21 protein-coding genes are annotated in these 24,379 nt (G+C 45.7%); 3 read left to right on the plus strand and 18 right to left on the minus strand.

What is annotated here, in order from left to right; genetic code table 11:
• Position 1 precedes the first annotated feature (1 nt).
• Complete coding sequence (locus HP567_RS25130) at positions 2-988, minus strand: phosphotransferase (RefSeq protein ID WP_173611999.1); 987 nt, start codon at positions 986-988, stop codon at positions 2-4.
• Positions 989-1,063: 75 nt separating this feature from the next.
• The gene (locus HP567_RS25135; RefSeq protein ID WP_217367309.1) at positions 1,064-2,512 is read right to left on the minus strand and encodes an IS110 family transposase; all 1,449 of its coding nucleotides are present in this window, start codon (positions 2,510-2,512) and stop codon (positions 1,064-1,066) included.
• 898 nt (positions 2,513-3,410) lie between these two features.
• Here HP567_RS25135 and HP567_RS25140 point away from each other — a divergent pair.
• Complete coding sequence (locus HP567_RS25140) at positions 3,411-3,758, plus strand: hypothetical protein (protein WP_173612000.1); 348 nt, start codon at positions 3,411-3,413, stop codon at positions 3,756-3,758.
• A 229-nt stretch (positions 3,759-3,987) separates the two neighbouring features.
• On the opposite strand, the gene HP567_RS25145 is transcribed toward HP567_RS25140, so the two are convergent.
• The 8 genes from HP567_RS25145 to HP567_RS25180 all read right to left on the minus strand — a co-directional run bounded on the left by HP567_RS25145 (position 3,988) and on the right by HP567_RS25180 (position 12,305).
• The gene (locus HP567_RS25145; RefSeq protein ID WP_173612001.1) at positions 3,988-4,437 is read right to left on the minus strand and encodes a hypothetical protein; all 450 of its coding nucleotides are present in this window, start codon (positions 4,435-4,437) and stop codon (positions 3,988-3,990) included.
• Between the two features lie 371 nt (positions 4,438-4,808).
• Positions 4,809-5,261, minus strand: coding sequence for a nucleoside deaminase (locus HP567_RS25150; protein WP_173612002.1), 453 nt, complete (start codon positions 5,259-5,261; stop codon positions 4,809-4,811).
• 27 nt (positions 5,262-5,288) lie between these two features.
• Entirely contained in the window at positions 5,289-6,239 is a 951-nt protein-coding gene (gene arcC / locus HP567_RS25155) for a carbamate kinase (protein WP_173612003.1), read from the minus strand.
• A gap of 18 nt (positions 6,240-6,257) precedes the next feature.
• Complete coding sequence (locus HP567_RS25160) at positions 6,258-7,739, minus strand: cytosine permease (RefSeq protein ID WP_173612069.1); 1,482 nt, start codon at positions 7,737-7,739, stop codon at positions 6,258-6,260.
• Between the two features lie 78 nt (positions 7,740-7,817).
• Positions 7,818-9,245, minus strand: coding sequence for a DUF1116 domain-containing protein (locus tag HP567_RS25165; RefSeq protein ID WP_173612004.1), 1,428 nt, complete (start codon positions 9,243-9,245; stop codon positions 7,818-7,820).
• 2 nt (positions 9,246-9,247) lie between these two features.
• A complete protein-coding gene (gene fdrA / locus HP567_RS25170; protein WP_173612005.1) occupies positions 9,248-10,792 on the minus strand; it encodes an acyl-CoA synthetase FdrA in 1,545 nt (514 codons plus the stop codon).
• Positions 10,774-11,688, minus strand: coding sequence for a DUF2877 domain-containing protein (locus tag HP567_RS25175; protein ID WP_173612006.1), 915 nt, complete (start codon positions 11,686-11,688; stop codon positions 10,774-10,776). The genes fdrA and HP567_RS25175 overlap by 19 nt, the downstream gene beginning before the upstream one ends.
• Positions 11,689-11,696: 8 nt before the next feature.
• Positions 11,697-12,305 (minus strand): ankyrin repeat domain-containing protein, encoded by a 609-nt coding sequence (locus HP567_RS25180; protein ID WP_047071401.1) that lies wholly within the window; start codon positions 12,303-12,305, stop codon positions 11,697-11,699.
• Positions 12,306-12,519: 214 nt separating this feature from the next.
• Here HP567_RS25180 and HP567_RS25185 point away from each other — a divergent pair, with 214 nt between their 5' ends.
• A complete protein-coding gene (locus HP567_RS25185) occupies positions 12,520-14,214 on the plus strand; it encodes a PucR family transcriptional regulator (RefSeq protein WP_173612007.1) in 1,695 nt (564 codons plus the stop codon).
• A 147-nt stretch (positions 14,215-14,361) separates the two neighbouring features.
• Here the strand turns inward: HP567_RS25185 and HP567_RS25190 are convergent, their stop codons facing one another.
• The 4 genes from HP567_RS25190 to HP567_RS25205 form a co-directional block, all read right to left on the minus strand.
• Positions 14,362-14,976 (minus strand): PH domain-containing protein, encoded by a 615-nt coding sequence (locus HP567_RS25190; RefSeq protein ID WP_173612008.1) that lies wholly within the window; start codon positions 14,974-14,976, stop codon positions 14,362-14,364.
• 126 nt (positions 14,977-15,102) lie between these two features.
• Positions 15,103-15,660, minus strand: a complete 558-nt coding sequence (locus tag HP567_RS25195; protein ID WP_173612009.1) for a nitroreductase family protein — start codon at positions 15,658-15,660, stop codon at positions 15,103-15,105.
• Between the two features lie 627 nt (positions 15,661-16,287).
• Positions 16,288-16,881 carry a hypothetical protein gene (locus HP567_RS25200; protein ID WP_173612010.1) on the minus strand — a complete coding sequence of 198 codons (594 nt, stop codon included), beginning with the start codon at positions 16,879-16,881 and terminating at the stop codon, positions 16,288-16,290.
• Positions 16,882-16,901: 20 nt separating this feature from the next.
• The gene (locus HP567_RS25205) at positions 16,902-17,477 is read right to left on the minus strand and encodes a hypothetical protein (RefSeq protein ID WP_173612011.1); all 576 of its coding nucleotides are present in this window, start codon (positions 17,475-17,477) and stop codon (positions 16,902-16,904) included.
• Between the two features lie 508 nt (positions 17,478-17,985).
• Between HP567_RS25205 and HP567_RS25210 the strand changes: the two genes are divergently transcribed.
• Entirely contained in the window at positions 17,986-18,366 is a 381-nt protein-coding gene (locus tag HP567_RS25210) for a RidA family protein (RefSeq protein WP_173612012.1), read from the plus strand.
• Between the two features lie 60 nt (positions 18,367-18,426).
• On the opposite strand, the gene HP567_RS25215 is transcribed toward HP567_RS25210, so the two are convergent.
• From HP567_RS25215 to argH, 4 genes are all read right to left on the minus strand, one after another.
• Positions 18,427-20,952, minus strand: a complete 2,526-nt coding sequence (locus HP567_RS25215; RefSeq protein WP_173612013.1) for an SEL1-like repeat protein — start codon at positions 20,950-20,952, stop codon at positions 18,427-18,429.
• 144 nt (positions 20,953-21,096) lie between these two features.
• Positions 21,097-21,834 (minus strand): PIG-L deacetylase family protein, encoded by a 738-nt coding sequence (locus HP567_RS25220; RefSeq protein WP_173612014.1) that lies wholly within the window; start codon positions 21,832-21,834, stop codon positions 21,097-21,099.
• A gap of 9 nt (positions 21,835-21,843) precedes the next feature.
• Positions 21,844-22,860, minus strand: a complete 1,017-nt coding sequence (locus HP567_RS25225; RefSeq protein ID WP_173612015.1) for an N-acetylglucosamine kinase — start codon at positions 22,858-22,860, stop codon at positions 21,844-21,846.
• A complete protein-coding gene (gene argH, locus HP567_RS25230) occupies positions 22,860-24,368 on the minus strand; it encodes an argininosuccinate lyase (protein WP_173612016.1) in 1,509 nt (502 codons plus the stop codon). Before argH ends, HP567_RS25225 begins: the two co-directional genes overlap by 1 nt.
• Between the last annotated feature and the right edge of the window lie 11 nt (positions 24,369-24,379).

The raw sequence follows: 24,379 nt of genomic DNA on the forward strand, positions 1-24,379 counted from the left end.
GCTAGATATTCCCTAAAAGTGTGGACATATTTTTATGATTGTTAGCTAGCCAAATCATTTCCTTTGCAAAACGAGCCGGAGGTACACTATGCTGGTCCATGTTAGAATTAATCCACCATGGGCTTTCCATATACCACAACAACTGCAATGAATTTGTTAAGTAACCATCCATCACGGTGCGTTCCTCACTGTATCCCTCAATAAACGCTGAAGCCAGGGAAACGTCAAAATAATCATCTAAGGCACATGACATAACTGCCCGTGCAACATCAAGTTGAGGATAATCATATTTCAGTCGATCAAAATCTAGTATTGCAGTTAATCGATTATTATCAAATAAAATATTATCGACCCAAAGGTCACGATGTGCCCACCCAGTAGAAAGTATTTCGAGGTTTTCAATATTTATTTCTTCAGTTGCTTTAAGTTGTGTCTCTATATCATCAAGCAATTCGATCTTCCCAGCTTCCTTCGCCTTTTTCAAAACTGATTTCCAATGTGCTAAACGCTCTTCACGGCTTGGAGGAACAAACTGGGGAGTATCTTTAGAACCAAGTGTCCCGTCGTTTAACAATCGATGCATTTTTCCTGTTGCCCGACCTAGATTGTATACTTGATGTGCATTAGCTTTACCTGGCGAGATTAGTTTGCCCTGGCAATATTCCATGACAATAAAGAGTTCTCCTTCATCTGATTCAAGCAGTATACTTTCATCGTGTGATAAAAGATTAGGACATTCAAGGCCTTGGTTATTTAATCTAACCTGTTGAGAGAATGCAAACTTTAGATCCTCAGGATTATACAGCTTAAATCGTTCTTTATTGTATTGTTTAAGTAAGAATTGCCCTGATTTAGTCGTGACTCTCCATTTCAGGTTTAACCAACCACGTTTTATTGGACTGGATTCAATTACTTCCAATCCGAAAAAATGATGTGAAGCTCTAATTAAGTCTTCCAATATCAATTCCTCTGTCAATATTGACTCCATTTGACCACCCCTAATTACAGTTTAAATGTTTACATTTCTCTTTTTTAATACTGAATATCAAAATAACGTTTGGCTTTAAATTTCTATTTTCTCAGCCATTTCATCTGCATTGTTTTCAAATTCATCAACATTATCGGGCAATTTAATTACGTTAACCATGTTATGCTCCCAGGAAACCCCTAACTGTTTAGCATGAACAAATGGATCGTACGAGGAGTTGTTTTTTAAACAAGAATACATAACTTGAGCTATCTTCCCACATACATGTCCAATTGCTTTACGCTTGCTCATTCCTCTACCATTTACAAGTCGATCGTAATACTGTTTAAATAAATTTGGCTTAGTATTCGGCGAAATTAAAACTAAGACCATTAAGAACAGTATGCGTCTGGTATCTCGTACTCCTTCATACGTCTGCCTTGTTTTAGCAACAGAAGTTCCTGACGTTTTGTTTTCAGCAGCTACTCCAAGGTACTTTTTGAATTCCAAGTAGTTCGAAAATCTGTCTACATCACCTATTGCACCAATTAGGGTACATGCCATTACATCACTCATAATTGGGAATGATTTTAAAATTGTTGTGTAAGGGTGAGGTTCGATACCTTTGCTTTCATCACCGTGTAATAAGACTGAGATCTGACGATCTATACTATCAATGGCTTCCTCAATGCGTAATGCTTCTTGAATAAGCCATGTTTGTCTCTCAATTAAATGTGGAACTTCAACTGCTAACGTATGTGGTAAATACTCAGAGAGCGTCACTGAGGCCTTTGTAGCTATTGTCTTGGCTCCCACTGCAATTAGAGCTTTCCTTAGCTCCTCTTGGGTAACCTGAGACATTTCCTTGGCAGTTGGGTATTGTAGTACAAATTTCATTACAGTTGTAGAGCCGGGCCTCTTAAAAGCTCTTTTCAGTTCCGGATTTGTAACAGAAAAGAGTTGCTGTACCTGATTTTTTCGCTTCGTCAGCTGTGTTGAAAGGAGCCATCTATCCCTTGTAAGAGTTCGAAAAAGAATCTGAGTAGGGGTAGCAGGTTTTACGAGCCGTACACCTTTCATATCTGGATGTAGCGTTTTATGCCAACCCATATAGGCCATAATTCTAGCATCGATTTCGTCTGATTTTTCATTAAGGCCCAGTTGGCGTTCACGGAAATCCTTAACGGATTTATTCTCAACTTGAAACAAGTGATAACCTTCATCTAGAAGGACCTTCATAACCAAGTAAGAATAATGACCGCCTGTAGGCTCAAGTAAAATAAAAAAGTCCGAAGGAGTTAATCCAAATGTTTCCCGGATTTTTCTTAGTTCACTAAGAAAATCAATAATCCCTTTACTATCTGAATGGAACTTCATTGTTTTTTGTCGCTTCCATTCCTTTTCGTTACGAAACTTCCCAAAAGGAATGCAAGCCGCAACATGAAAGTCAGCACCAATATCTAAGCCTACATAAAATTCGTACCATTTGTTTGATTCAAATCTCTGTCTTGAATGTTTCTCCTCAGCAATTAATTGGTTATCCATAAATCCTCCATAGGTAGCAGTAAAAGCACTATCAATCCAAGTTTTCTTTAGAGCTCCAAAGGGCCCAATGTAGCATGTCAGGATTAACGATAGTGCAGCGTCCCCACATTGTACAAAGAGGTCATTAATGCCCCAAATATTTCAAGAGGTTACTGCAATAGTCTTCTATAAGGTTCTTTCGATATGTTGGATAAATTTTCCTTCTATAAGGTTCTTTAATTTTGAAAAATAAAAAAACTTGCACCTTGGCAAGTTCTCAATACGAAGATATTGTGCAGTGCCGTTAAAGCTGGAGTGCCCCAATTCTATAATAGAAGTCCAAGGAATAAGCTGGCTTCATGCCCATAACAGTTGGCTTCCCTAGAGGTCACTGCACAAATATCATTTCAACATATTCAGCTTAAGTTCCTGCAAATAGACAATGAGGAACCAGTTTTCCGCAAACTATATTCAGAAGTACCTAAGCGGTCTTCACGTTATAGACAGGGGTAAAACTGGCTCATGGTTATTTAACCACAGTAAGTCCACTCACTCAACAAAAAATGAATATCCAGCTACGAAATAAAGCTCATACGTATTCAGCATGTAGTCTTTAGCTTTTAGACTTAAGAACTAAGAAAACTAAGAAAACTATATTTTCACAGAACACCTTTACTCATCTCCACTGTAATCTTCACTAGGCCCAATCCCCTTATTCTTTCGTTTGTTCAATTTGATCCTACCAAGACTAAAATTGTTAGGCATTAACAAACGCGATTCCACTTGACATGCCTATTTCCAGTTTTTTCTGCTATAGTAATAGTTTAGAGCCACTTACTAAGCGGTTACATTAGTACGTCGTAAAGTAAGGGAATACAAGTATCATATCCATTTGATCGTTATCGCGGGAGGTTTAAAATTGAAAAAAGTAAGTATAACCGCCATAATATTGGGCATCGGAGTTATTTTTTGGGGGCTCAGGCTTCAACCTGAAGAGGAGCAACAGGTGACCAATAATTCTCAACTAGTTTCAGTCCAACAAGACAAAACTAATTCTCCTGTTCAACAACAGGAGACTTCTACGAAGGACTTTTCTCGTATAGTAAAAGGTGCGGTTTTCACATATGAGGCAAATAGTGACCAGGCACTCGATTTATTGCTAAATGGGAATATGACGACAGAGGAAAAGAAAGAAAAGTACGATGCAATCAAGGCTGATGTAGTAGATGCAAGAAATACCGTTATTAATACTGGTAGTCACTCCTAACGGAGTGAAAATCACCAAGCTATCCCTGTGTGTCCCACAGTTTAGTTGACTACGGTACCCCGAAAGTACATCTACAGAAGCCCAAAATTTAGCTTTTCACCTAGCAAAATAAATATAGCCCCTTTTCAGAGGCCACTTTGTAGTCTAACACGGTTGACGTTCTAATGAATTGCGTACCTGTTATGGCCCTACCGAGCTAATGGAAGCCATTTTCACAGTAATTAGACTTTTACTCAGCATATGCATTGCCTGAAACTGGAACTGATGAATCAGGATTTCTTAGTACAAATTTGTAGTAGCCTTCCTTTACAGTACCAAATGATACAGTATGGTTCTGGTTTTTGTAAGTCCCCTCAACTTCTTGCGACCCTACTGTTTCATTATTAGCATCTACAAGTACATAATTTAAAACTGGCTTATTTATCCAATCACTAGCTTCTGACCATTGAACAACAGTAAGTTTTAGTTCTTTCTTTGATGGTACTTTAAACCATTTGTTAGTATCAAACTCTCGGTTTACATCCTCGAATTGAAAGGCCACAAGAGCTTGTGCTGCAAATTCATTTTGCCCACTCGAAGTTCCAGTTTGATTAATCGTACTTGCAGAAGCATCATACGCTACTGTAGAAAGTGTAGTGCATAAAATCAGGGTTGCTACAACAGATTTCAAGAATTTCATACCTAAGTAACCTCCTAATTTTAATGGTTTACATAAGTAAAATATTACCATTAATACAAATTATTTGCAAATTACTATCATTGGAATCTTTACCAATTCGTCATGTTCTTGAACACGCAAAAAAACCCCTATCCAAAATAGATAGAGGTTCAGAGTGTAGAGAAAGTCCCCTTCCGAAAAAAGGATACTTTTAGCTTGATTTTAGAGGGTACAAATATGCCTCCTCACCCTCGTAAAACGAGTTAGGAGCGATTCTAGAAGGTCAAATTCTTTCTGCCAATCCGCGAAATTTAGGATGGGGGTTTCTCTACAGTCTGAGGCCCTTTTAAGGCCCTTACATCCGTGTTTCTTATCTGCTATTCAGTTACTTTCTATGCTTGGTTCAGCTTGTGATAGTACGTAAACAACTGATCGCAATCCTCACGCTTCTCCACCTTGATCATGTTCAAAACGCTCTTATCCTTACCGGAAAAATAGTCGCGAAGATGCTTATCCGAAAAACCGTTCTCATGCGCATCCTCCGCAGTTGAGCAGTAATGAACAACCTTGATCCCGGACCAAATGATAGCCCCCACGCACATCGGGCAAGGCTCGCATGTCGCATAAATTTCGCAGCCTGTCAGGTCCATCGTGCCCAGCGTCTTGCACGCTTCGCGAATGGCTACCATCTCTGCGTGCTGGGACGGGTCCATATCTGCCATCATGCGGTTGCTGCATACGGCGATGATTTCGTTCCCTTTCACGACAGCCGCTCCAAAAGGTCCGCCGAGCTTGTTGTTCATGCCTTCCAGCGTTTTTTCCACTGCCAGCTTCATGTAATCCATAGACTTGCTTCCTCCCTCAAGAGGCCTTTATTTTACGATGTGTGTCCCTGCTTTGTTCGTAATCGCATCCTTTAAGCTCTCCGGGTTCGTAATGATCACGCTTGACCCGTTTTTCTCCAAAAAGCTCAGGCTTGCCTCAATTTTTGGCAGCATGCTGCCTTTTGCGAAATGCTCTTCACGAACGTATTGCTTCGTTTCCTCTACCGTGATGCGCTCCAGCGCCTTTTGATCCGGCTTGCCGAAGTTAATGCATACCTGCGGAACACCTGTCGTAATGATCAGTGTCTGTGCATCGATTTGCTCTGCCAGCAAGCTGGTGGCAAAATCCTTGTCGATGACAGCATCAATCCCATCGTACGTATTTTCGCCCGATTTCACAACCGGAATACCGCCTCCGCCAACAGCGACTACCACATATCCCGCTTCGATCAACGATTTAATTGCGTCTTTTTCCACGATGTCGATTGGCTTTGGAGAAGGAACCACTCTTCTGTAGCCGCGACCGGAATCCTCGATAAATACCCAGTCCGGATGCTCTTTGCGCATCTCTTCCGCCTGCTCCAGCGTGAAGAAGGAGCCGACTGGCTTCGTTGGATTTTGGAAGTTCGGATCATCCTTGCTGACCTCTACCTGTGTGATGACGCTCGCAACCTTTTTGTTGATTCCTCTTTTGGCGAATTCGTTGGTGAGTGCCTGCTGGATTTGGTAGCCGATTCCGCCCTGTGTATCCGCCACGCAATTGACCAGCGGGATCGTAGGCATCCCGGACACTTCATTGGCGATTTCGCATCGTTGCAAAGCAAATCCAACCTGCGGTCCGTTGCCATGAGTAACGACTACGTTGTACCCTTCTTGCACCATATCTGCTATATTTGCTGCGGTTTCACATACGGCTTCATACTGGTCTTGAATCGTGTTTCGACCATTATCCTTAACCAATGAGTTGCCGCCGATTGCAACAATAACGAGTTTTTCCACTGGGCACTTCTCCCTTTGTTAAGATACTTTTGCAGTTGTTTCACTCTGCGTGATCGTGCTTGGTTTATTCCATTTATAGCACAGCGCGTATAAAACGCCGGATATGATCGACCCGCTAAGGAATGCTGACTTGCTGATGTTTGCCAATAGTGGCACATTTGGCAAGAAAGAGCCGGATAACGTAATCAAGAAGCTGACGATCAGTACGCCGCATGCCACCATATTAAAGCCGTTCTTGAATTCTCCATTTTCACCCGGTTTTACGTAGATCGCAGATAAATCTAGCTTTCTTTTTCTTTCAATGAAGAAACTGACCAGCATGATCCCCGTAATTGGACCGTACATGGAGCCGATAAAGCTATAGAACATATACAGTGCAGCCGTACCATTTACCAGCTTCCAAGGTAAAATGACAGTCCCCAATACAGCTGTCAAGATAGCCGCTGATTTCACTGTAAACATTTTCGGAAGAAGCGCTGTCATTTGCAGTCCAGATGGAAGCAAATTCCCAAACACAACATAGCTCGTCGAACCTATATTCAGTGCCAGCAACAAAATAATGACGGCAACCGGATTCCCAATTTGATCAATGGCAACGACTACATTAAAGTCTTTGATGCCAAACGCGATTTGCGTCCCAACCAACAATCCTACACACGTAATTCCAAACAAGATGTAGGATGCAATCATTCCAAGCGGCAGACCAATCATCGGAGCTTTCGGGTGTTTTGCCCTTTGCGTAAGGTCTGCGATATTGACAATCGGGCCACCCCAGTTCGATACCAAAGCACTTACACACGCGATAAATACAAGCCAATTCTCCATCGGTTTGGCAGGAGCATAAGCAAAGATTGGACCAAATCCGCCAGCAACGCTGATCGCCCAAATTGCTGCACCTACGATGAAAATATAGATGATCGGTGAAGACCATTTACTAAACAGACTGAGAATTTTCATTCCACCTAAAAACAATCCAACTGTAATGACCCAGAGGATCACATAAGAAAGCATCGTCGGGAAATCTAATCCGAGAAAATCAAAGCCTGGAACCATATTCATATAGCCAGGGAATATTTTCTCAAAAATGACATTAAAGGATTGTGCGCCAATAATTGTTTTTGTCCCAAAAAACACAACACCAGCGATAAGCCCGCGACATATAGCAGGAATGACCGAGCCTTTTACCCCAAAGGAGCTGCGCAACAGCATCGAATAGCCAATCCCGTACTTCGTTCCCGCATAGCCATTCAACACATAGCCAGCCGAAACAATCAAGGCAGCAATCATGACTGCCCACAAGACTTGCGGAACGGATAATCCGAGGACAAAGAATCCGGCTACCGTCATGTACGACATGAGATTGTGCACAGCGCCCATCCATACGGTCACGTAGTTAAAGGTGCCCCAATCTCGATTTTCGGAAGTCTTTGGCAAAATATCGTCCGCGTATCCATAGGACTTGAATTCTTCATATGATTCCTTTACATTTGCCTGTCCCATGTTCATTCACCTTCCTCTTTCAACTCAGCTTTCGCAACCTTCTTTTGCTGCGAAAGCTGAGTCACCTAGGATGAAAAGCTATTGGCTAATCGTTTCCGTCACTGCGAGCAATGCCTTTTCAAAAGCTTCCATCGGCGGATATGTAATACCCGCACCGATCATGCCGATACCTGCGTCTTTATGCGCAATGGCGGTGTTGATAATCGGCAGAATGCCTGTCTGGATCACCTGGCGAATATCGATTCCTGTCGGTACTCCGCTAAAGTCCAAGAGCGGAATCGTGACGTTTGGATTTTCGGCTGTGGTGATTTCTTTCATCGTGGTGGAGAAGCCGATCGCTTCTTCAACCGTTCCGCCTACGAGCGCAACAATCGCTGGAGCTGCCGCCATCGCGAAGCCACCGATCCCATATGTTTCGGTGATCGCACTGTCCCCGATATCCAAGCCGGAATCCTCTGGCTTGTAGCCTGCAAACATCGGACCAATTACCTTTTGTGCTGGTCCAGTAAACCATGTGTTGCCAGCCATGCCGCTTACACGAATACCGAACTCTACCCCATTGCGCGCCATTGTGGTGACAATCGTGCTGTTTTCGATTCCATGTGCTGCATCCAGCGCGCATTTGCACATCGCCATCCATGTCGGGCCAGAGAAGTAATCGCTGCTCGCTACGAATTCGAACACTTCGCGCTTTTGCTCTTTTGTGAAATCTGTCTCCAAAATGTACGGAGTCAGCGCTTGAATCAACAAGCTCGTACCTGCGTTGTTGCGGTTGTGGCATTCATCACCCATGTGCAGTGCTTGCGCCAGCATGAGACGCAGATCGATTTCACCTGCAATTTTCATCGCATCACGCAGCATTGGTCCCAATACATCGCGCATCCAGTTCAGACGAGCGATGACACTTTCATCGTTGGCACCCATGCGCAAAATTTTAGCCATTTGCTCACTCAGGTTGGTGTAAGCGATGTTGCCATACGTCTTGTTTTTCACCACATGCATGAACATTGAAGCGGATGTCACACCTGCCATGGAGCCTACGCAGTTGTGTTCGTGGCATGGAGAGAACGTGATTGCGCCGGAAGCAGCTACCTGTTCAGCTTCCTCGATGTCTTTTGCCAAGCCCTCGAATACGATTGCTCCGGTTACGGCACCTTTCATTGCTCCGCACATTTTGTCCCAAGTAATAGGCGGACCTGCGTGCAGAATCGTGGTTTTCGTCATGCCTGGTACCACATTGATCGCTTGGTCGAAGCCAACAAGCATTGGCTGGGAGTTGATGATTCGCTCTACCGCCAGCTTGTTTGCCGCCGCGATTTTCTCCGCAACAGCTGCATTTTCCAGTCTGTCGAGAGCTTTAATCAGCTCAGGCTTTCCGCCGCCTGGTGGCTTCCAATCCAGATGAGACGCATTCGCATTTTGCTTGATGATATCGTCTTTGAAAAACTCGATCCCTACGTTGATCGCATGAATTTTCCCGTTAAACAGCTCGTTGATTTTGCTCATGATTATTCCCCTTTCGCAACAAATTCTCTAGCCAGAAGACCTGCGTTCGTGCTGCTGCTCGCAATCGTTACACCCGCATCCATCAGCTTTTTCACTTGCTCATCGAAGTTCGGAGTATCGAGGTCAGTACCCAACACATAGCCCAGGATTTCCAGATGTCTGCCTTCCTTGGCAGCCTGCGCTTTTGCTTCAATGATCGCTGGCAGCATCACGCCGACAGGATCTTCGTGGGAACCGAAGCCCAAGATGAAGTCCATCAGAATGACGCCGACGGAAGGATCTTTCGCTTCTTCCAAAAATCTCGCGATGCGCGTGGAAGGATCGATCATTGGATGCGGCTTGCCATTTGTAAAGTCGTCATCACCCATGTCGAGGAAAGTATGAGCCTTGCTCTCATGGATGTTTTTCAGCTTGTAGTCCGCTTTCTTTTGGATGTTGCTGTATACGTCTTCATACTTGTCCATTGCGAGGTACATGGCTTCGTCGCACAGTGTACCGCCGCAGAACAGCCCCCGAATGTATTTTTGTTCAGGTGACAGCTTTGCCCGGACTTCTTCAATCAGCGGCCAGTTAAGAGCGCGCTTGTTGAGCTCGTCTTCGTTGGCACCAGCCAGCACAACTGCTTTGATGGCAGCCTCCTTGCTCGTCTTGGCAAAATGTCCGCCTGCTTCCAGAACTGCGGTTTCTTCTCCACCAATGAAGTACACAACGACAGGCTTTTTGCAGCTTTTCACTTGGGCCAACACTTTTTCTTGAACACTTGGTGCTGGCGGTTTGGAAATGAGCACGATGACCTTTGTCGCCTCATCCTCTTCAAGTGCTTTGATTCCGTCGAGCATCATGATGCCGCCGACTTGCTCGGAGAGGTCGCGACCGCCTGTTCCGATCAGCTGCGTGATACCGCCGCCGAAGTCGTGAATACGCACGCTCACCTCTTGGCTTCCTGTACCAGATGCACCTACGATCCCGATGTTGCCTTTTCTCACAGCGTTTCCGAAGCACAGTGCCACATTGCCGATAATCGCCGTACCGCAGTCAGGTCCCATCATCAAGAGGCCTTTTTCATGCGCAAATTGCTTGAGGGCGATCTCTTCCTCGATACTCACGTTGTCGCTGAACAGCATGACGTGCAGATCGTTTTCCAGTGCTTTTCTTGCTTCTCTCGCCGCAAATGCGCCGTTTACCGAGATGACAGCGAGGTTTGCCTCTGGAATACTGGCTGCCGCAGAATCAATCGTGGAATATTTGATCTCTGTTGCGGATTTGCTGCCGCCCTTTTTCTTGAACAGTTCTTCGATGGCGATAAGAGCACTCTCGCACAGCTCGTCTGTCGCTGCCTTCACCACGATCATCAAGTCGCTCGTTTTCGCTGCTTCCAGCTCAGGTGTGAGCAAACCAACGTTTTTCAATACTTCTTTGTTCATGTCGGTGCCCATTGCGATAACCGCTTGTTCGACACCTTCAATTTGATTCGCTTTTGTAGATAGAGACATCAGGGATACCGAGTCAAAATACGTGCTTTGCTTGATTACGACTTTGGTAGACATACATTACCTCCAGCTTCAAGATTTCGTTCCAAACCACATAGGATGCCAAGTAGGATATCCGTACCCGACGACGAGCCGATCCCGATGATTTTGTCTAAAACAGGGACAAGCTCTTCCGTGGAGCCAGACACCATACATGAAAGTAAGTCATTTAACGACTCTCTTACTTGTCCATGTGCTGCTTTTTTCAGCGTGATCGCACTGATTTCGTTCGTTAATGCCTGGGACGAACGGACGATTTCATCGAAAAATGGGCATGACAAACAAGAGGAAATGTTCTGCATTTTGTATACACTGCACAATCCCACTAAAAAATCGTCACCCGATGGCGTTAAGCCCGGCCCCAGCCCGATTAGACTGATCGCATGCTGAGTGGCTGACTCTATGCGTTTGTTTGCCAGATCGTCGGAAAGCTTGCCTGCACGCTGGATCAGCATACGGGACATCTCTTTCTCAAACGGATTGGCAGGTTGGGAGGACATTTTCATGCCCCCCGTCTTGCCGTATACGTCCACGTAGTTCTTCGTGAACGCCACATTTCTGCGCAATATGTCTACGCCTTCTATGTCACAAGGATAGGAAGGAAGCTCTCCTTCCCACTTTGTTGCTTGCTGAGTCCATATTCGTATATTCGCTCCCATAACGAGCGAGCTATCTTCTTTTGTAATGACCGGAGCGTTAACGGACAGCCCCAGCTCTGAAAAGCCCTTTACATTAATGATGAGCGTGTTCGGTGCATTGTCTAGCTGATGGTTGCCAATGGTGTACAATTCCCCGTTTTCGCTGCATTTCAGATTGATCGTGCGCTCAAAAATACTGTGTACGGTCCCGCTAAAGTTTGCTCGTGCCAAACGCTCAAGGAAACCAGCATCGCCCGACAACGCCTGGATGTACATGGGACGCTTTACTTTGCTCCTGCTTCCAGCAAGATTTTCTCGATCTCGGTGTAGCCTTTTCTTCTCGCAAGCTCAAGCGGTGTTACTCCGTATTTATCTACCATGTGAACATTGCAGCCATGCTCAATCAACAGTTTGATGATCGTTTGTTGCTTTTCACCGCCATCGCCTAAAATGATCGCTTCGATGAGTGGCGTCCAACCTACAAAGTTCGTATGGTTTACGTTGATGTCCGTCGTCGTTACGAGCTCACGTACGATGTCCACATGACCTTTTTCGCACGCTGGTGTAATCCCTACGCCACCAAAACGAGTCAAGAGCTCCAGGTTTGTTCCTGCCTTGATCATCATTTTGACGAGCTCCAGCTTGCCGTTGATGCAACCGAACAAGAACGGGTTGAAGCATGTCTCATCCTGCAAATCTACATCTGCACCCGCTTCTACCAAAAACGATACCGCTTCCAATTTGTCGTTCATGGCAGCAGTCAAAATCGCTGTACGCTTTTGTCTGTTTCTTGCGTTAATATCTACGCCCTGCTCCAGATGCTTTTTCAGTGCCTCGATATTCCCCTCAGCCGCTGCCTCGAGAAATGCTTGTACTACGCTTTTGTCTGTCATAGTAAGCCCTCCATGATCTCGTGATGGAACAACCTGCCAAGATTGGCTGAGTGCTTGCTTTTTAAAAAACAATTAGACAAGCCCCCGTACTTACATCATTATTTTAGACAGGGTGAATGGAATCGTCATTGTGTATGGAAACTAAAAAAATCGAGGTTCACTTGTGCACATTGCACAATTACAGGAATCCCTTTGTGGCAAAGGAGTGAACAGGGTGCTGACCATCAAAGATTTGCTTACCATTCAATCCATAGACGGCATCAAAATCATCGCGGGAGAGCAAGGCATCAATAACGTCATCTCCATCGTCAATATCATGGAGAACCCGGATGCTTTTGACTGGCTGTCTTCCAATGAATTACTGCTCTCCACCGGATATATTTTCAAGGACAATCCCGAGCTGCAAAATAAAATCATCAAGGAACTGGCGGAGATCAACTGCTCCGGGCTCTGCATCAAGATGCACCGCTATTTCGATCAAATCCCGCAAAACATGATTGATCATGCCAACAAATATGGACTGCCGCTCTTGGCCCTGCCTTTTGAATACACGCTGTCGAAAGTGATTGCCATTATTAATGAGAAAGCCTCCGGGCGCTATGATTTGTTGAACCGCAAAACATTGGACATGCATAACGCCCTGTTTCGCATTGCGCTGGAAGGTGGCGGACTGGATCGCATCGCATCCGAGCTGTCTGAGACGATCAACAACCCTATCCTTATTCTGGATCAGGACTGGCATTTGCTTCATTACACGGAAATCTGGCACAATCCGATTCCGCTTGACTCCTGCCTGACCTTGATCAAAAACAGACCTGTTTTTACCCGTGACTTCACGGAATCCGTCCCGAAAAATATTAGCCAAATCAAAAAGTCTATCAAGCGTATCTACCAGGCGAAGGATTATGAGGTTAAATGCAGGATTTTACCCGTTGCCGTTGCCAACCACATCTACGGATACATCGTCGTCTGGCAAACCGTGTGGGAGCTGACTGAATTTGACTACATCGTGCTGGAACAGGCATCCACCATCGTGGCGCTGGAGCGGATCAAGGCGAGGGAAATCGAGGAAGTGAAGCTAAAGATCAGACAAGACTTTTTCGATGACTTGCTCACAGGTAAAATCACTTCGGCTGACTCACTGCAAACCTTATGTGATTTGCACGGACTGCAATCGAGCTACATGTATTTTTGTACGGTTATTAATATTGAGCCAGTTGAGTTGGAAAATTTGGAGGATATAATCGATCGCAAGTACGAGCTGGACCGGATCGCAAAAAAATGCGTGGATCTTGTGTATGATTACGCGAGCAAAGCACCGGGAGAGGTGACCTGCTTTTATCGAAACAATCGAATCATCATTCTCATCGGACAAAATGAACATCGTCCTGTGGTGTCTGCAAGTGAAGCCAAGCAATTCGCCAATGAGCTGTACAGCGCTCTCGTGGATAAAATCAAGAAAACCTTGTTCTTTATTGGGGTCGGACGTCAGTATAAAAACATCGCTTCGCTGCATAAGAGCTTTACCGAAGCACATGAAGCGATCCGCCTGATGCAAAAGTTCAACAGCAAGGGCGACGTCTCTCATTTTGATGATTACTCCGTCTATCATTTCCTGGGTTCCAACATTAAGGACATCGAACTGGAAGACTTCTTTTTGAAGCGTCTCGGGAAACTGTACGAGCATGATCAAGAGTTAGGCACCAGCCTTATGGTGACCTTGGACAATTACTTTCTGTACAATCAAAACGTCAGTGAAGCGGCGAAAGCGATGTTCATTCACCGCAACACGTTTATTTACCGGATCGAGAAGATCAAGGAGATTTTGAACATGGATTTGAAAAACTCGGAGGAGTTGCTCCAAATCCAGCTGGCGCTCAAGATCGGCAAGCTTTTGCATAAGGAGTAAAAGATTGAAAGAGCTTGGTCATCGGGCTGTAGTGGTCGGGAGGAAGGTGTTTGGATTGCTCGTTTTGAACTACTCATTAGAGTAGGGGGCTTGACGAAGATTTCGCTTGAATATAAAAGAGCCTCTTTTGAAAGAGGCTCTTCTTTTTTAGTTATGAATGTATTTTTCAAAGACTTTCCCAAAATCTTTGACGACATACTTGTATCGGATGTCCTCCAGCCAATCGAAGGTGTATTGGTTGATCGACTTGAATTGTGAAGCTACGTCCGCTTGCTGGCCAGTTACGCGACCCAGTGTGCTTTGGGCGACGTGGAGGCTTTCTTTTGCATGCTGAAGCGCAATTTCGTTATCGTGCATAATCGAAGCGATCTTCACAAGGGCTTTGTAGAGGTCTTTTAGCTCCTCCAAATGCTTTTTGTTAACATCGATCGAGTAGTGCTCATTGCCCATCGTGAACTTGATTTCTACATCCAAATCGACGGTTCCGGCTGTTTCCAGATACACGTTAGAGATCGGATGTGTATGGTAGGAATAGCGGCGCAGCATGCGTTTTTTGCTGGTAGCACTCGTTCCATCCAGATGAACCAGCCCCAGATTGGTGAAGCAGTACTCATCGGACTTTGATTTGATCAAAAAATAGATTTTCTCATGGTCCTCGTGCAAGATGTAATCATCCGCGTCTACCTTGTCGTAATCCGCTGGTTTTACCACGATTCCCACATTGCTCAAGCCAAGAGCGTCTGCCGCAAGCTTTCCAAACATTTGAAACAGCTCCTCTCAATATGTACGGTCTAACCTTACCCCTATATACGTGCGCGAGGGGACTTAGTTGCAAACAACTAGGGTTTCTTTTCCGTTCCGTATTTTTCAAAGAAGCCAGCTGGAGCATTACAGCCAGGTCGTCTTTTCTTCCGCTGCCACCCTACTAGTTTCAGGAGCATCTGCCTCAGGATAGCCAACAAACAGCGTGCCCACGACCTTTTTATTTTCAGGCGATCCAAGGAATTGCAGCAAGCGCTCGTCGCGAACCAAGCCGACTCCTCTCGTGCGCCATACCATGCCCAGTCCCAGTTCCTTTGCTGCCAGCCACATCGAGTGAATCGCGCAGCAAACCGCATATTCGTTATCCTCTGAGGATGCTTCATCTCCTGGGATCACATCAGCAGTCGCAACAATGACGAGCGGTGTTTTTTCCAGGACGGCCAAGGAATCCTGCACGAGATTCGGCTTGGTCGGAAACCGCTCCAGCAAAAATTCCTTCGCGATTGCCTCGAACCGCAGCTTCGCTTCTCCTCTGATTACGTAAAAATGCCACGGCTGACGCAAGCGGTCGTTCGGGGCTAACACTGCACAATCTAGCAACGCTTGGATTTTTTCGGTTTCTACTTCTTTTGGAATATAGTTACGCACAGCTCTTCTGCTTTTGAGTGCCTCTAGTACGGACATACTGGTTCCTCCTCGGTTGTACCATTTTCTTACTGATCCCAATCATTATATCGTATAGGTATCCATCAACGGGAATGAATCGCCAAATGTGCTTGGTGTTCATCTTCTTTTGCCACGTAGATATCATATTGCCTACGGTCTTCTTCTTGGGGCAGCCCCTAAATAACGCAGCGTATGAGAGTGACTGCGTGTCCGAAAACGAATGCCGTGAGCCTCCAGTTTATATGCCACACGCACGTATTCTTCATGAATAATTGAGGAGAGGCATGTAAAGTGGCATGTGTTGTTATTGTAGAACCCAATACTCTACAGCTCCAAATACAGAGGCTTATGAATTCCTTCAAAGAATTAATGGAATTATAGGTGAAGAAAAACTCTATATTGATTCATATCAAACTATCCAAAAATGGGACTGTTTCGCAAAAAAGAGGTAATGAATTATTTGATATGTTGGGAACTGGGCAATTATAAGTGCCAACGCTTGATGCCATTCACATCATTAGATATTCAGGACATTAAGTGTTACTTATTGGAGTTGTTAAACGGATTAGAGACCAAAAACCAAATCAAATGATGTTTTTGTCTAAATAAGAAAGACACTTCTTTAACGAAGTGTCTATATAATAATTACTTCAATGACTCAATTGCTTCAATCAAATCTGCTTCATTGATGGAAGGCAACTCATGCGCATCAGTTATATTTTCGAATTCAGCATTTGATTGATCGGATATTAAGCCCTTCGAGCTGGTCATTTTAAAAAGCTGGTTAGGTGTATTTGGAATAAATGTATATTTGTTAAGTTCATTGTCAAATGCACCGTTTAAGAATAAAAGGTATTCGCCTTTTTCCAATTCATGATAGTTCGAGTCAACGATGTTAGCAACGTCTTTATTGTCGCCTAAATCAACGCCAATTAGACGATAAACCTCGATGCTTTCACCTTCAGTTATGTTAGCATCTGTAAGGTTGTTGTACAGTTTATTAACTTTCACTTCATACACATTATAGACAAGGGCACCAACTTTTTCTTGTTTGAACTCAGAAGGAACTGTCCCTTTAATGATAACATTAGAATCGTTAGTAATCTCTTCGGTTGATTTGAACGTTTTGGCTAGAGCATTACTGTGAGTGTTTGTTTCACCAAACTCTTTGAATGCTAAGGCAGATCCAACACCAAGAGCTAAAGCTGAAACAGTTACAATTGCAATCAGTTTTTTCACGATAACTCATCCTTTCTAAATTAGTTGTTGTCGTCGTATAGACCCCTGAGTTCTTTCTTATCATATTTTGTAGGGCCGTGGATATCCCAATCAAAGACATCTTTACCATCCATAATAGAATCTACACTAGTATCTTCGGGATGAGCGAGACCCAGAGTATGTCCAAATTCATGAGTAATTGTTTTAATCGTGTCATCAGTATCAAGATCATCACATAAATACTTCACAATGATAATATCGGCAGATGCATAAGGAGAGCGATTCGGTCTTCCCCTGTCATCATATGGGATACCAAGTCCATATGTACCACTTCTACCGAGATCATAGTCATCTCTTGAGCTTAGATGTTTTACTGCAATGTAACCAGTTTCATTGTCTGCTGGGGAAAGGTTTATGTTACTAATAGCATTCCACTCATCAGCCGCAGACCAAAGCACATCAGAATACTTTGAATCTAGATTAATATCTTCATAAATGACATCGTAAATATCCCATTCACCACCGAGATAATCAGCAAATGCACTTGTTGTAAAGAAAGAAAGTGAAGCGACAACAGTAAATAAACCAGCAGCAACTTTTGTCCTTTTGCGCGACATAAAATATCCTCCCGATCAAAATATTTAACAACATTTCCAGTATATAGGAGATGTTGAATTTTGTAAATATTTGTTATATTTTGAATGTACGGTTGCTTCATTGGATAAATAACTACTTTTATTGAAAGCGAAAGGTGGACATGTCATGAAACAGTATGATAAATGGATTTATGAAAAATGTGGTGAGGAGAAGATTCAGAGAACTACGAGTATAAAATTGGTGGAACACATTTCCAAGTGGGTCAAATCTTATAGTATGTTTCCCACATTAATGCTGAACATATTATGACAACTGCGGAGAATGGGACGAAGATTATTTGTATGATGTGAAAAGTGATCATCAAAAAGAGTTAGAAGAGAAATTGGATCAAGTGGCTAGTGAACAGAGAGTGGATCAAGCACTTGTACTTGGAAAAAAGGGTGAGAAAAAAGTCCATAAACCGCTCCACTCCCTTTCCTTTTTGTAGTATATTCCAATTATTGCGGAAATGAGAGGGGACATTCTACTATGAATCGAAAGAAAGTATTCACGGGTTCACCTTGGGAGCCTGTCGTGGGCTATTGCCGCGCAATCCGAATAGGGGACCGAATTGAAGTAGCCGGCACCACCGCCATGAAGGACGGAGAAGTCGTTGGCGTGGGCAATGCCTATGAACAAACAAGATTTATTCTGGAAACGATTGAAAAAGCATTGCAAGAATTAGATGCTGATTTGTCTCATGTGGTCAGAACGCGGATGTTTGTTACGGATATCAGCAAGTGGGAAGAGATCGGAAAAGCACATGGGGAGTTTTTCCGCGAGATTCAGCCTGTCGCTACGATGGTCGAGGTCAAGGCATTGATCGACCCGCGTCTGCTCGTTGAAATTGAAGTGGAAGCTATTGTTTAAGCATGCTTATTAGTTGGAGCGGACCGACGACTTTTTCTGTCGATCCGCTTTTTGCTTTTTCTACGATTGTGTGAGCTCCTCAGGGATATCAAGACCTGCCTTCTCTGCTTCTTCGAGGTGATGTTTCGCCAGAAGCTCGTCCACATGTTGCGCTTCATTCAGGTAAATTCTTGCCAGTTCGATATGTGCATGCGGGTAATCTCTTTCCAAAGCAGCATGAAAATAAGTGATGGCGGCGTCGATATTTTTGGCTGTACCATACCCATTACTGTAGAAAATCCCCAAATTATAGGCACTGAAATCGCTGCCTGCTTCGTAATCCTGCTGATAATAATGCAGCGCCTTTTCGTAATTCCCTTTTGAATCATGCAAATAGCCAAGCCAATCAAAAACCGGAGAGCCTAATAACTCTCCCTGTTCATAATGCCAGAGAGCTTTGTCCAAATCTTGCGGCACCAGCTCCCCGTCATAATAGGTGGCACCAAGATTGTTGTGAGCCAGCGCATGACCGTGTTCTGCCGCCTTGCCCATCCAGTACATAGCCTGATCGGCATCAGGCTCCGTGCCTATCCCATGTCGATAGCAGCAGCCTAATCCGTTCATAGCATGGTGGTTGCCTGCCGCAGCCCCTAACTCATACCAGTAAAAAGCTTTATCAGCATCCTCGAAGCCTTCCAGATTGTAATACATATGGGCAAGATTGTTCATGGATGGGGCAAAGCCCTTTTCAGCAGCAAGCGTATCGTACAGAATGGCTTTCTCATAATCACCTGCTTCATACGCTTCCATGCCCAGGTTGTACAACGTTTCTACTGGCGTGTACTGATCTACGCTGTCAATATCGGATTGCTCTCCTTTGGCATAGGCCAGCAGTCGCTTGCGAACCTCGGCATCAAAATAATAGCTGTAATAACGATCGCAGGCATCCTCCAGAACGAGCGTTTTATCTGCCCTCGACAGCCCGTACTCGCTTACTAAATAAACGTCGTGATCCTTGAAGGCATAAGCAAAACCCTCGACCAGTGCCTTTTTCACCACCAGATCGAATTCGAAATCACTCCATCGCTTTTCCGGCGATAAGGCAATGCTCCATAATCCATTTTTCTTCAAAGCATACGCATCCTGATGCAGCCAAAAAATGTTCTCATAATCGTCTAGGGGGAATAACCACGCTGGTTCATCGGCATCTCCATGAAAAACGCCTAGCTTCCCATCTTTTTTCGCCAGCACCTGATTGCCCTGCCCTGCCTCCGTATACACCTGCAAATCAATCAGTTCATCGTATTCATACGACAACAAAAGGCTCTCCTGCTGCTTGCCATAAGCGGCGTACTTCTTCCCCTTGCGCAGAACGAGCAGATTCGGAAAATGGGTTTGCCGATTCAGTTTATCGAAGCCGGATGCCCCGACAGTGCCGTCTTTTTTGTACAAGGTGCTATGATTTGTACCCTTGTGTGGTTTGACAAGGATTAGCCCTTCGTCGATCTGTTCCACAGCCGCCAGAGGGAATTCTCCGACGTATTTCCAATATTCGTTAAAGATTTTCCGATTTTTCCTGCCTTTGACCGCCGTATGGTAAAAGCCGACCCCACACTTGAAAGCCTCTTCGTGCTCAAAATCTATCGTTACAGAACCAGATTCGTCCAGAACGCCCCATTTTCCGTCTTTCTTTGCCGTGTAAAATCCTTGGTAATCAAGCAGTTCTAACTCTTCGTAGTGGGTAGGGACAAGCGTTTGGCCTTCCAGATTGATCAGACCATATCGACTGTTTCGTTTGACAATCGCACCAGCAGAGCCATATTCAAAATCGTAGGCGTCCTCCCACTCCAACGGAATGACGATTCTCCCGGATTTATGTACATAGCCGTATTTGCCATCTCTAGCGACTACGGCGAGATCTTCGGAAGCGAAATCGTAAAAGGCATCGAACTGAGGGGCGAGCAATACGTTTCCCTCTGCGTCTTTGAGACCAAACAAGCCAGCTTCCTCAAAAATCTCTACATCAGGATGTTCTTCATAAGGCTGCCAGATGTGTCCCCAGCCGTATTGGTAGTCCTCATAATTGAGCAGCTCGGCAAAAGAACGAAAGCCCGGGTTCACATCCACCAATTCGGAGTAGTTCAATAGCGAGATGTCATCGTTGTCCATTGCCTTTGTCATGATCTCGTTGTTATGGGCAATATTTGCCCGCAAAGTTTCCGCCTGCTCGTCATGAGGGATGTCATCCATATTGAATACGTCCCAGGCATCAATGTGAAAATACGGAAGCGTTCGTTTTTCCAGATAGCTCAGAAGCTGATTCCTCGCTTCCAAAAATGCTTCTTCGTTACGGATTAGTCCTTCCTGTCTCTCCAGGAAATCGTAGAATCGCTTCACGTTTTCGATACCTGCCTGCGCATCGTAATAGAGTCCGGAATTGTCCGGTTCGGTATGATTGTTGTAATTGTTTCCGGCGATTACACCACCTTCTATGAAGAGCGGCTGCAAGAGTAGTGGGACCTCATAGCCCCATTCCACCATCATCGTGTCGTTGCCTTGTGCTTGAGAAGGTTCACTGACGTTATATACATAGACTCTATGTGACATGTCTTCTCTCCCTTTGATTTCCAATTGCTTCTTGACCACATTGTAAGCAATTCTAGCACGGTAAAACAATCCGACTGATGGTCTATCCAATGAAAAAGGCTGACAAGCGAAAATCATGCTGGTCAGCCCTTTCTACTTTTTAGACTATAGCTCAATGACAGGAATACTCCCACCCACACTAACCGGCTCGATCGCCTTGCCCGCTGAGCGCACCAAAGTAAAATACTCATAGCAGCCAATGACGCCAAAGTCCCCATCGATCACACCCGGATAAGCGCGGTTGACGGAATACTCCTGACTGAGGTGAGCTTTCAGCGCCTCTCCTTTTTGTGTCCGATAGCCTGAAATATCGACCTTGCCTGTGATCGGAACCGCTGGCTTTGGACCATGATCCGGGCAATGATCGTAGTAGTGCGGGATCGAAACATAGTACAGATCAGGATATTCTGCCGGAGCCAAGCTCGCTTCCGCTTGTTCCACCGCTCTCGTCGTCGCCTCACACGTGACGATATGATCGGGATGACCCGTTACCCCGTCCGGCGGAAACGTAACAACGACATTGGGCTTCCATTCCTCTATCGCTTCCCGAATCTTGCCCACCAGCTCGTTCAGGTCGGCATTTTGCAAAGAACCATCCGGGTACCGGAACAAGTCGAGACGACTGATTCCCAGCACTTCCGCCGCTGTTTTCAGCTCTAGCTCTCGATGCTTTGCCAGCTTTTCTCTGCAATCGATATCGAATGGACCGCTGCGACCTTTACAACCGGAGGTAATGCACAAATAACATGTTTCGTGTCCAGCATCCTTGCACTTTGCCAACGTTCCCCCGCAGGCAAAAGACTCATCGTCCGGATGGGGAAAGACAACCATTACTTTTTTCATATCTGCACCTCACTTGCCGCCCGATTGGCGTTCTAAATAAGCCAATCCCTTTGCTATGACACCGTAAATCGGATCGTTTTGCGCTTTTTCGATGACGACCTGCGAAGCGTACTCTCGGACGCGCTCTACGACGATCTCTCGCACGCGATCATCGTTTTGCAAAACGCCTCCCTGCATGATCATCTGAAACGGCTTGGCTTTCATTTGCAACGTATCAATGACCGCCCGAGCAGCATCGAAAAGCTCTTCGCCTGCGACCTGCAAAATAGCTGCTGCCACCTCATCTCCGGCAAGTGCCGCTTGACTGACCAACGGCGACAGCTCTCCTACCTTCTCGACGGAATAATGCTCACTGTACGTCCAATTAAACAATTCATCTACGCGTCCCAGTCCAACGTGCGGGAGGAGCAGCTCCTTCAATACGGTCGGCTCGCCGCGGCCATCCGCTGCTTTTAATACTGCCATAATCGCTTGCTTGCCGATCCAGTAGCCGCTGCCCTCGTCACCGACCCGATGCCCCCAGCCTCCTGCTCTCGCCGTTTCCTGATCATCATTTACACCAAAGGCAATCGAGCCTGTGCCTGCGATGACCAGAATGCCTGGTTTGCCTCCGGTCGCACCGAGCAATGCCGCAAACCCGTCGTTTTCCACAATTAGCTGCTGGACGCGAATACCGAGCTGGTGCAGCACCTTGCTCACCATTCGCGAGATCACCTGTCGATCATACTCCGTATCCAGGCCAGCGATCCCGAACACCGCGCACTCGATTTCCCATTCGATTCGTCCATCCGGGGTCGGCGTGCCGCTCATAAAAGGGGCAACTGTTTGACGAGCGACCGCATCGTCCAAAGCTTGGCTGATCGCTGCAACCAACTCACGAGCTGCCGCTTCCTCCCCGATCCCTTGATAATTGCATGAACCGGAGCGGCCTGCACCGATTTCATTTCTGGAGCGGTCCACCAGTACCGCCAGACACTTGGTGCCCCCTCCGTCCACTGCCAGAAGAGGTATTCGCACCACTGCCATTACCCCACACTCCATTCAGCTGTCATCTGATCTAACCCTTTCATCACATTCGCAATCGCCTGTTTTTTCTGTGCCAGCCATTCTGTTTCCTGCTGGAGAACCCCTTGGCGAACAGCGATCATGCGCTTCATTTCCTCTGGGTTTGGTCCACCAGGAAGCTTGCGGATCATTACGAAATGGACCGGGTCAAGTGCCAGTCTGAGCTCTTCTGCTGTGAGCGACAGCTCCCGCCCGATTACTTCCAAGGCTGCACGGTTTACCAGCTCCAAGCTGATTTGGTTTGCAGCGAGTTGCTCGCTCATCGCTTCTTTTACCACACGACTCACGATGTGATGAGATTTGCGGAACGAAAGCTGATCTGTGCGCACCAATGTATCCGCCAGCTCAGTGACAGTCGCAAAGCTGCCCTTCGCCCGCTCCAAGAGAACGTCCTTGTTCACTTCCATCGTACCCACAACGCTCGCCATCAAGCGATACATCTGCTCGAGTACTCCCATGCTCCGCCACGCGTATGGCTGCATGTCATCCTCGGTGTCCACGATATCGCCAAAAGGCGTATTGTGCATCATCGTAAGCACTGTCGTCGCATTGCCTGCCGCACTGGACAACAGAGAGCGCATATGCTCAAAGGAAACCGGATTTCGCTTTTGCGGCATGATAGAGCTGATCTGCACGTATGGACTCGCGACTTTTAACCCCGCAAATTCTTGTGTGCACCACAGCAGCATATCTTGAACCGTACGCCCCAAATTGATAGCTGCCAATTGTACGGCTGTCGCTACTTCCCCTAAATAATCCGCTCCGCAGACTGCATCATAGGAATTTTCCACCAACTCATCAAATCCGAGCAATTCGCGCATCCGCTCCCGGCTGATCGCAAAGCCAGAAGTCGTCAAGGCCGCTGCCCCCATCGGTGAGCGATTGACTGTGTGATAGGCCTGGATCAGTCGCTTGATATCACGGCTGAGCATGTCAGTAGCCGCCATGATGTAATGCGCCATTGTCGTCGGCTGTGCCTGCTGTGTATGTGTGTAGCCAATCATGATCGTATCCACATGCTCATTTGCAAAGAGGAGCAAATGCTCTTTCAGATAGAGGGCAGAAGCCAAGGTCACCAACAATTTTTCACGCAGCACCATGCGGTAAATCGTAATCCCCATGTCGTTGCGGCTGCGAGCCAGATGCAGATTTCCTGCCACATCAGGAGCCAGTTCCAGCAAACGGCTCTCTACCTGAAAGAACAAATCTTCAAACTGTCCGGTGTAATGCGATTGGCGCAGCTCTTCCATTTCGATCCCACACAGTGCACCAGCAATTCTTTTAGCCTCGTCGTCTGTGAGCAATTCTTGTTCACGAAGCATGATCAAATGTGCCTTGTTGATCGCCATCATCGGATGCAGCAGATGGTGCTTCGCTTCATTAAATGCAGGCTCCAAAACCGCCTCCACGTATGTCTTGCCAGGGAAGCTGGCTCCCTCCTGTTGAAAAATTCGCTCTCTGTAATTCATCTTTCTTGCAT

Source organism: Brevibacillus sp. M2.1A, assembly GCF_013284355.2.
GTDB lineage: Bacteria > Bacillota > Bacilli > Brevibacillales > Brevibacillaceae > Brevibacillus.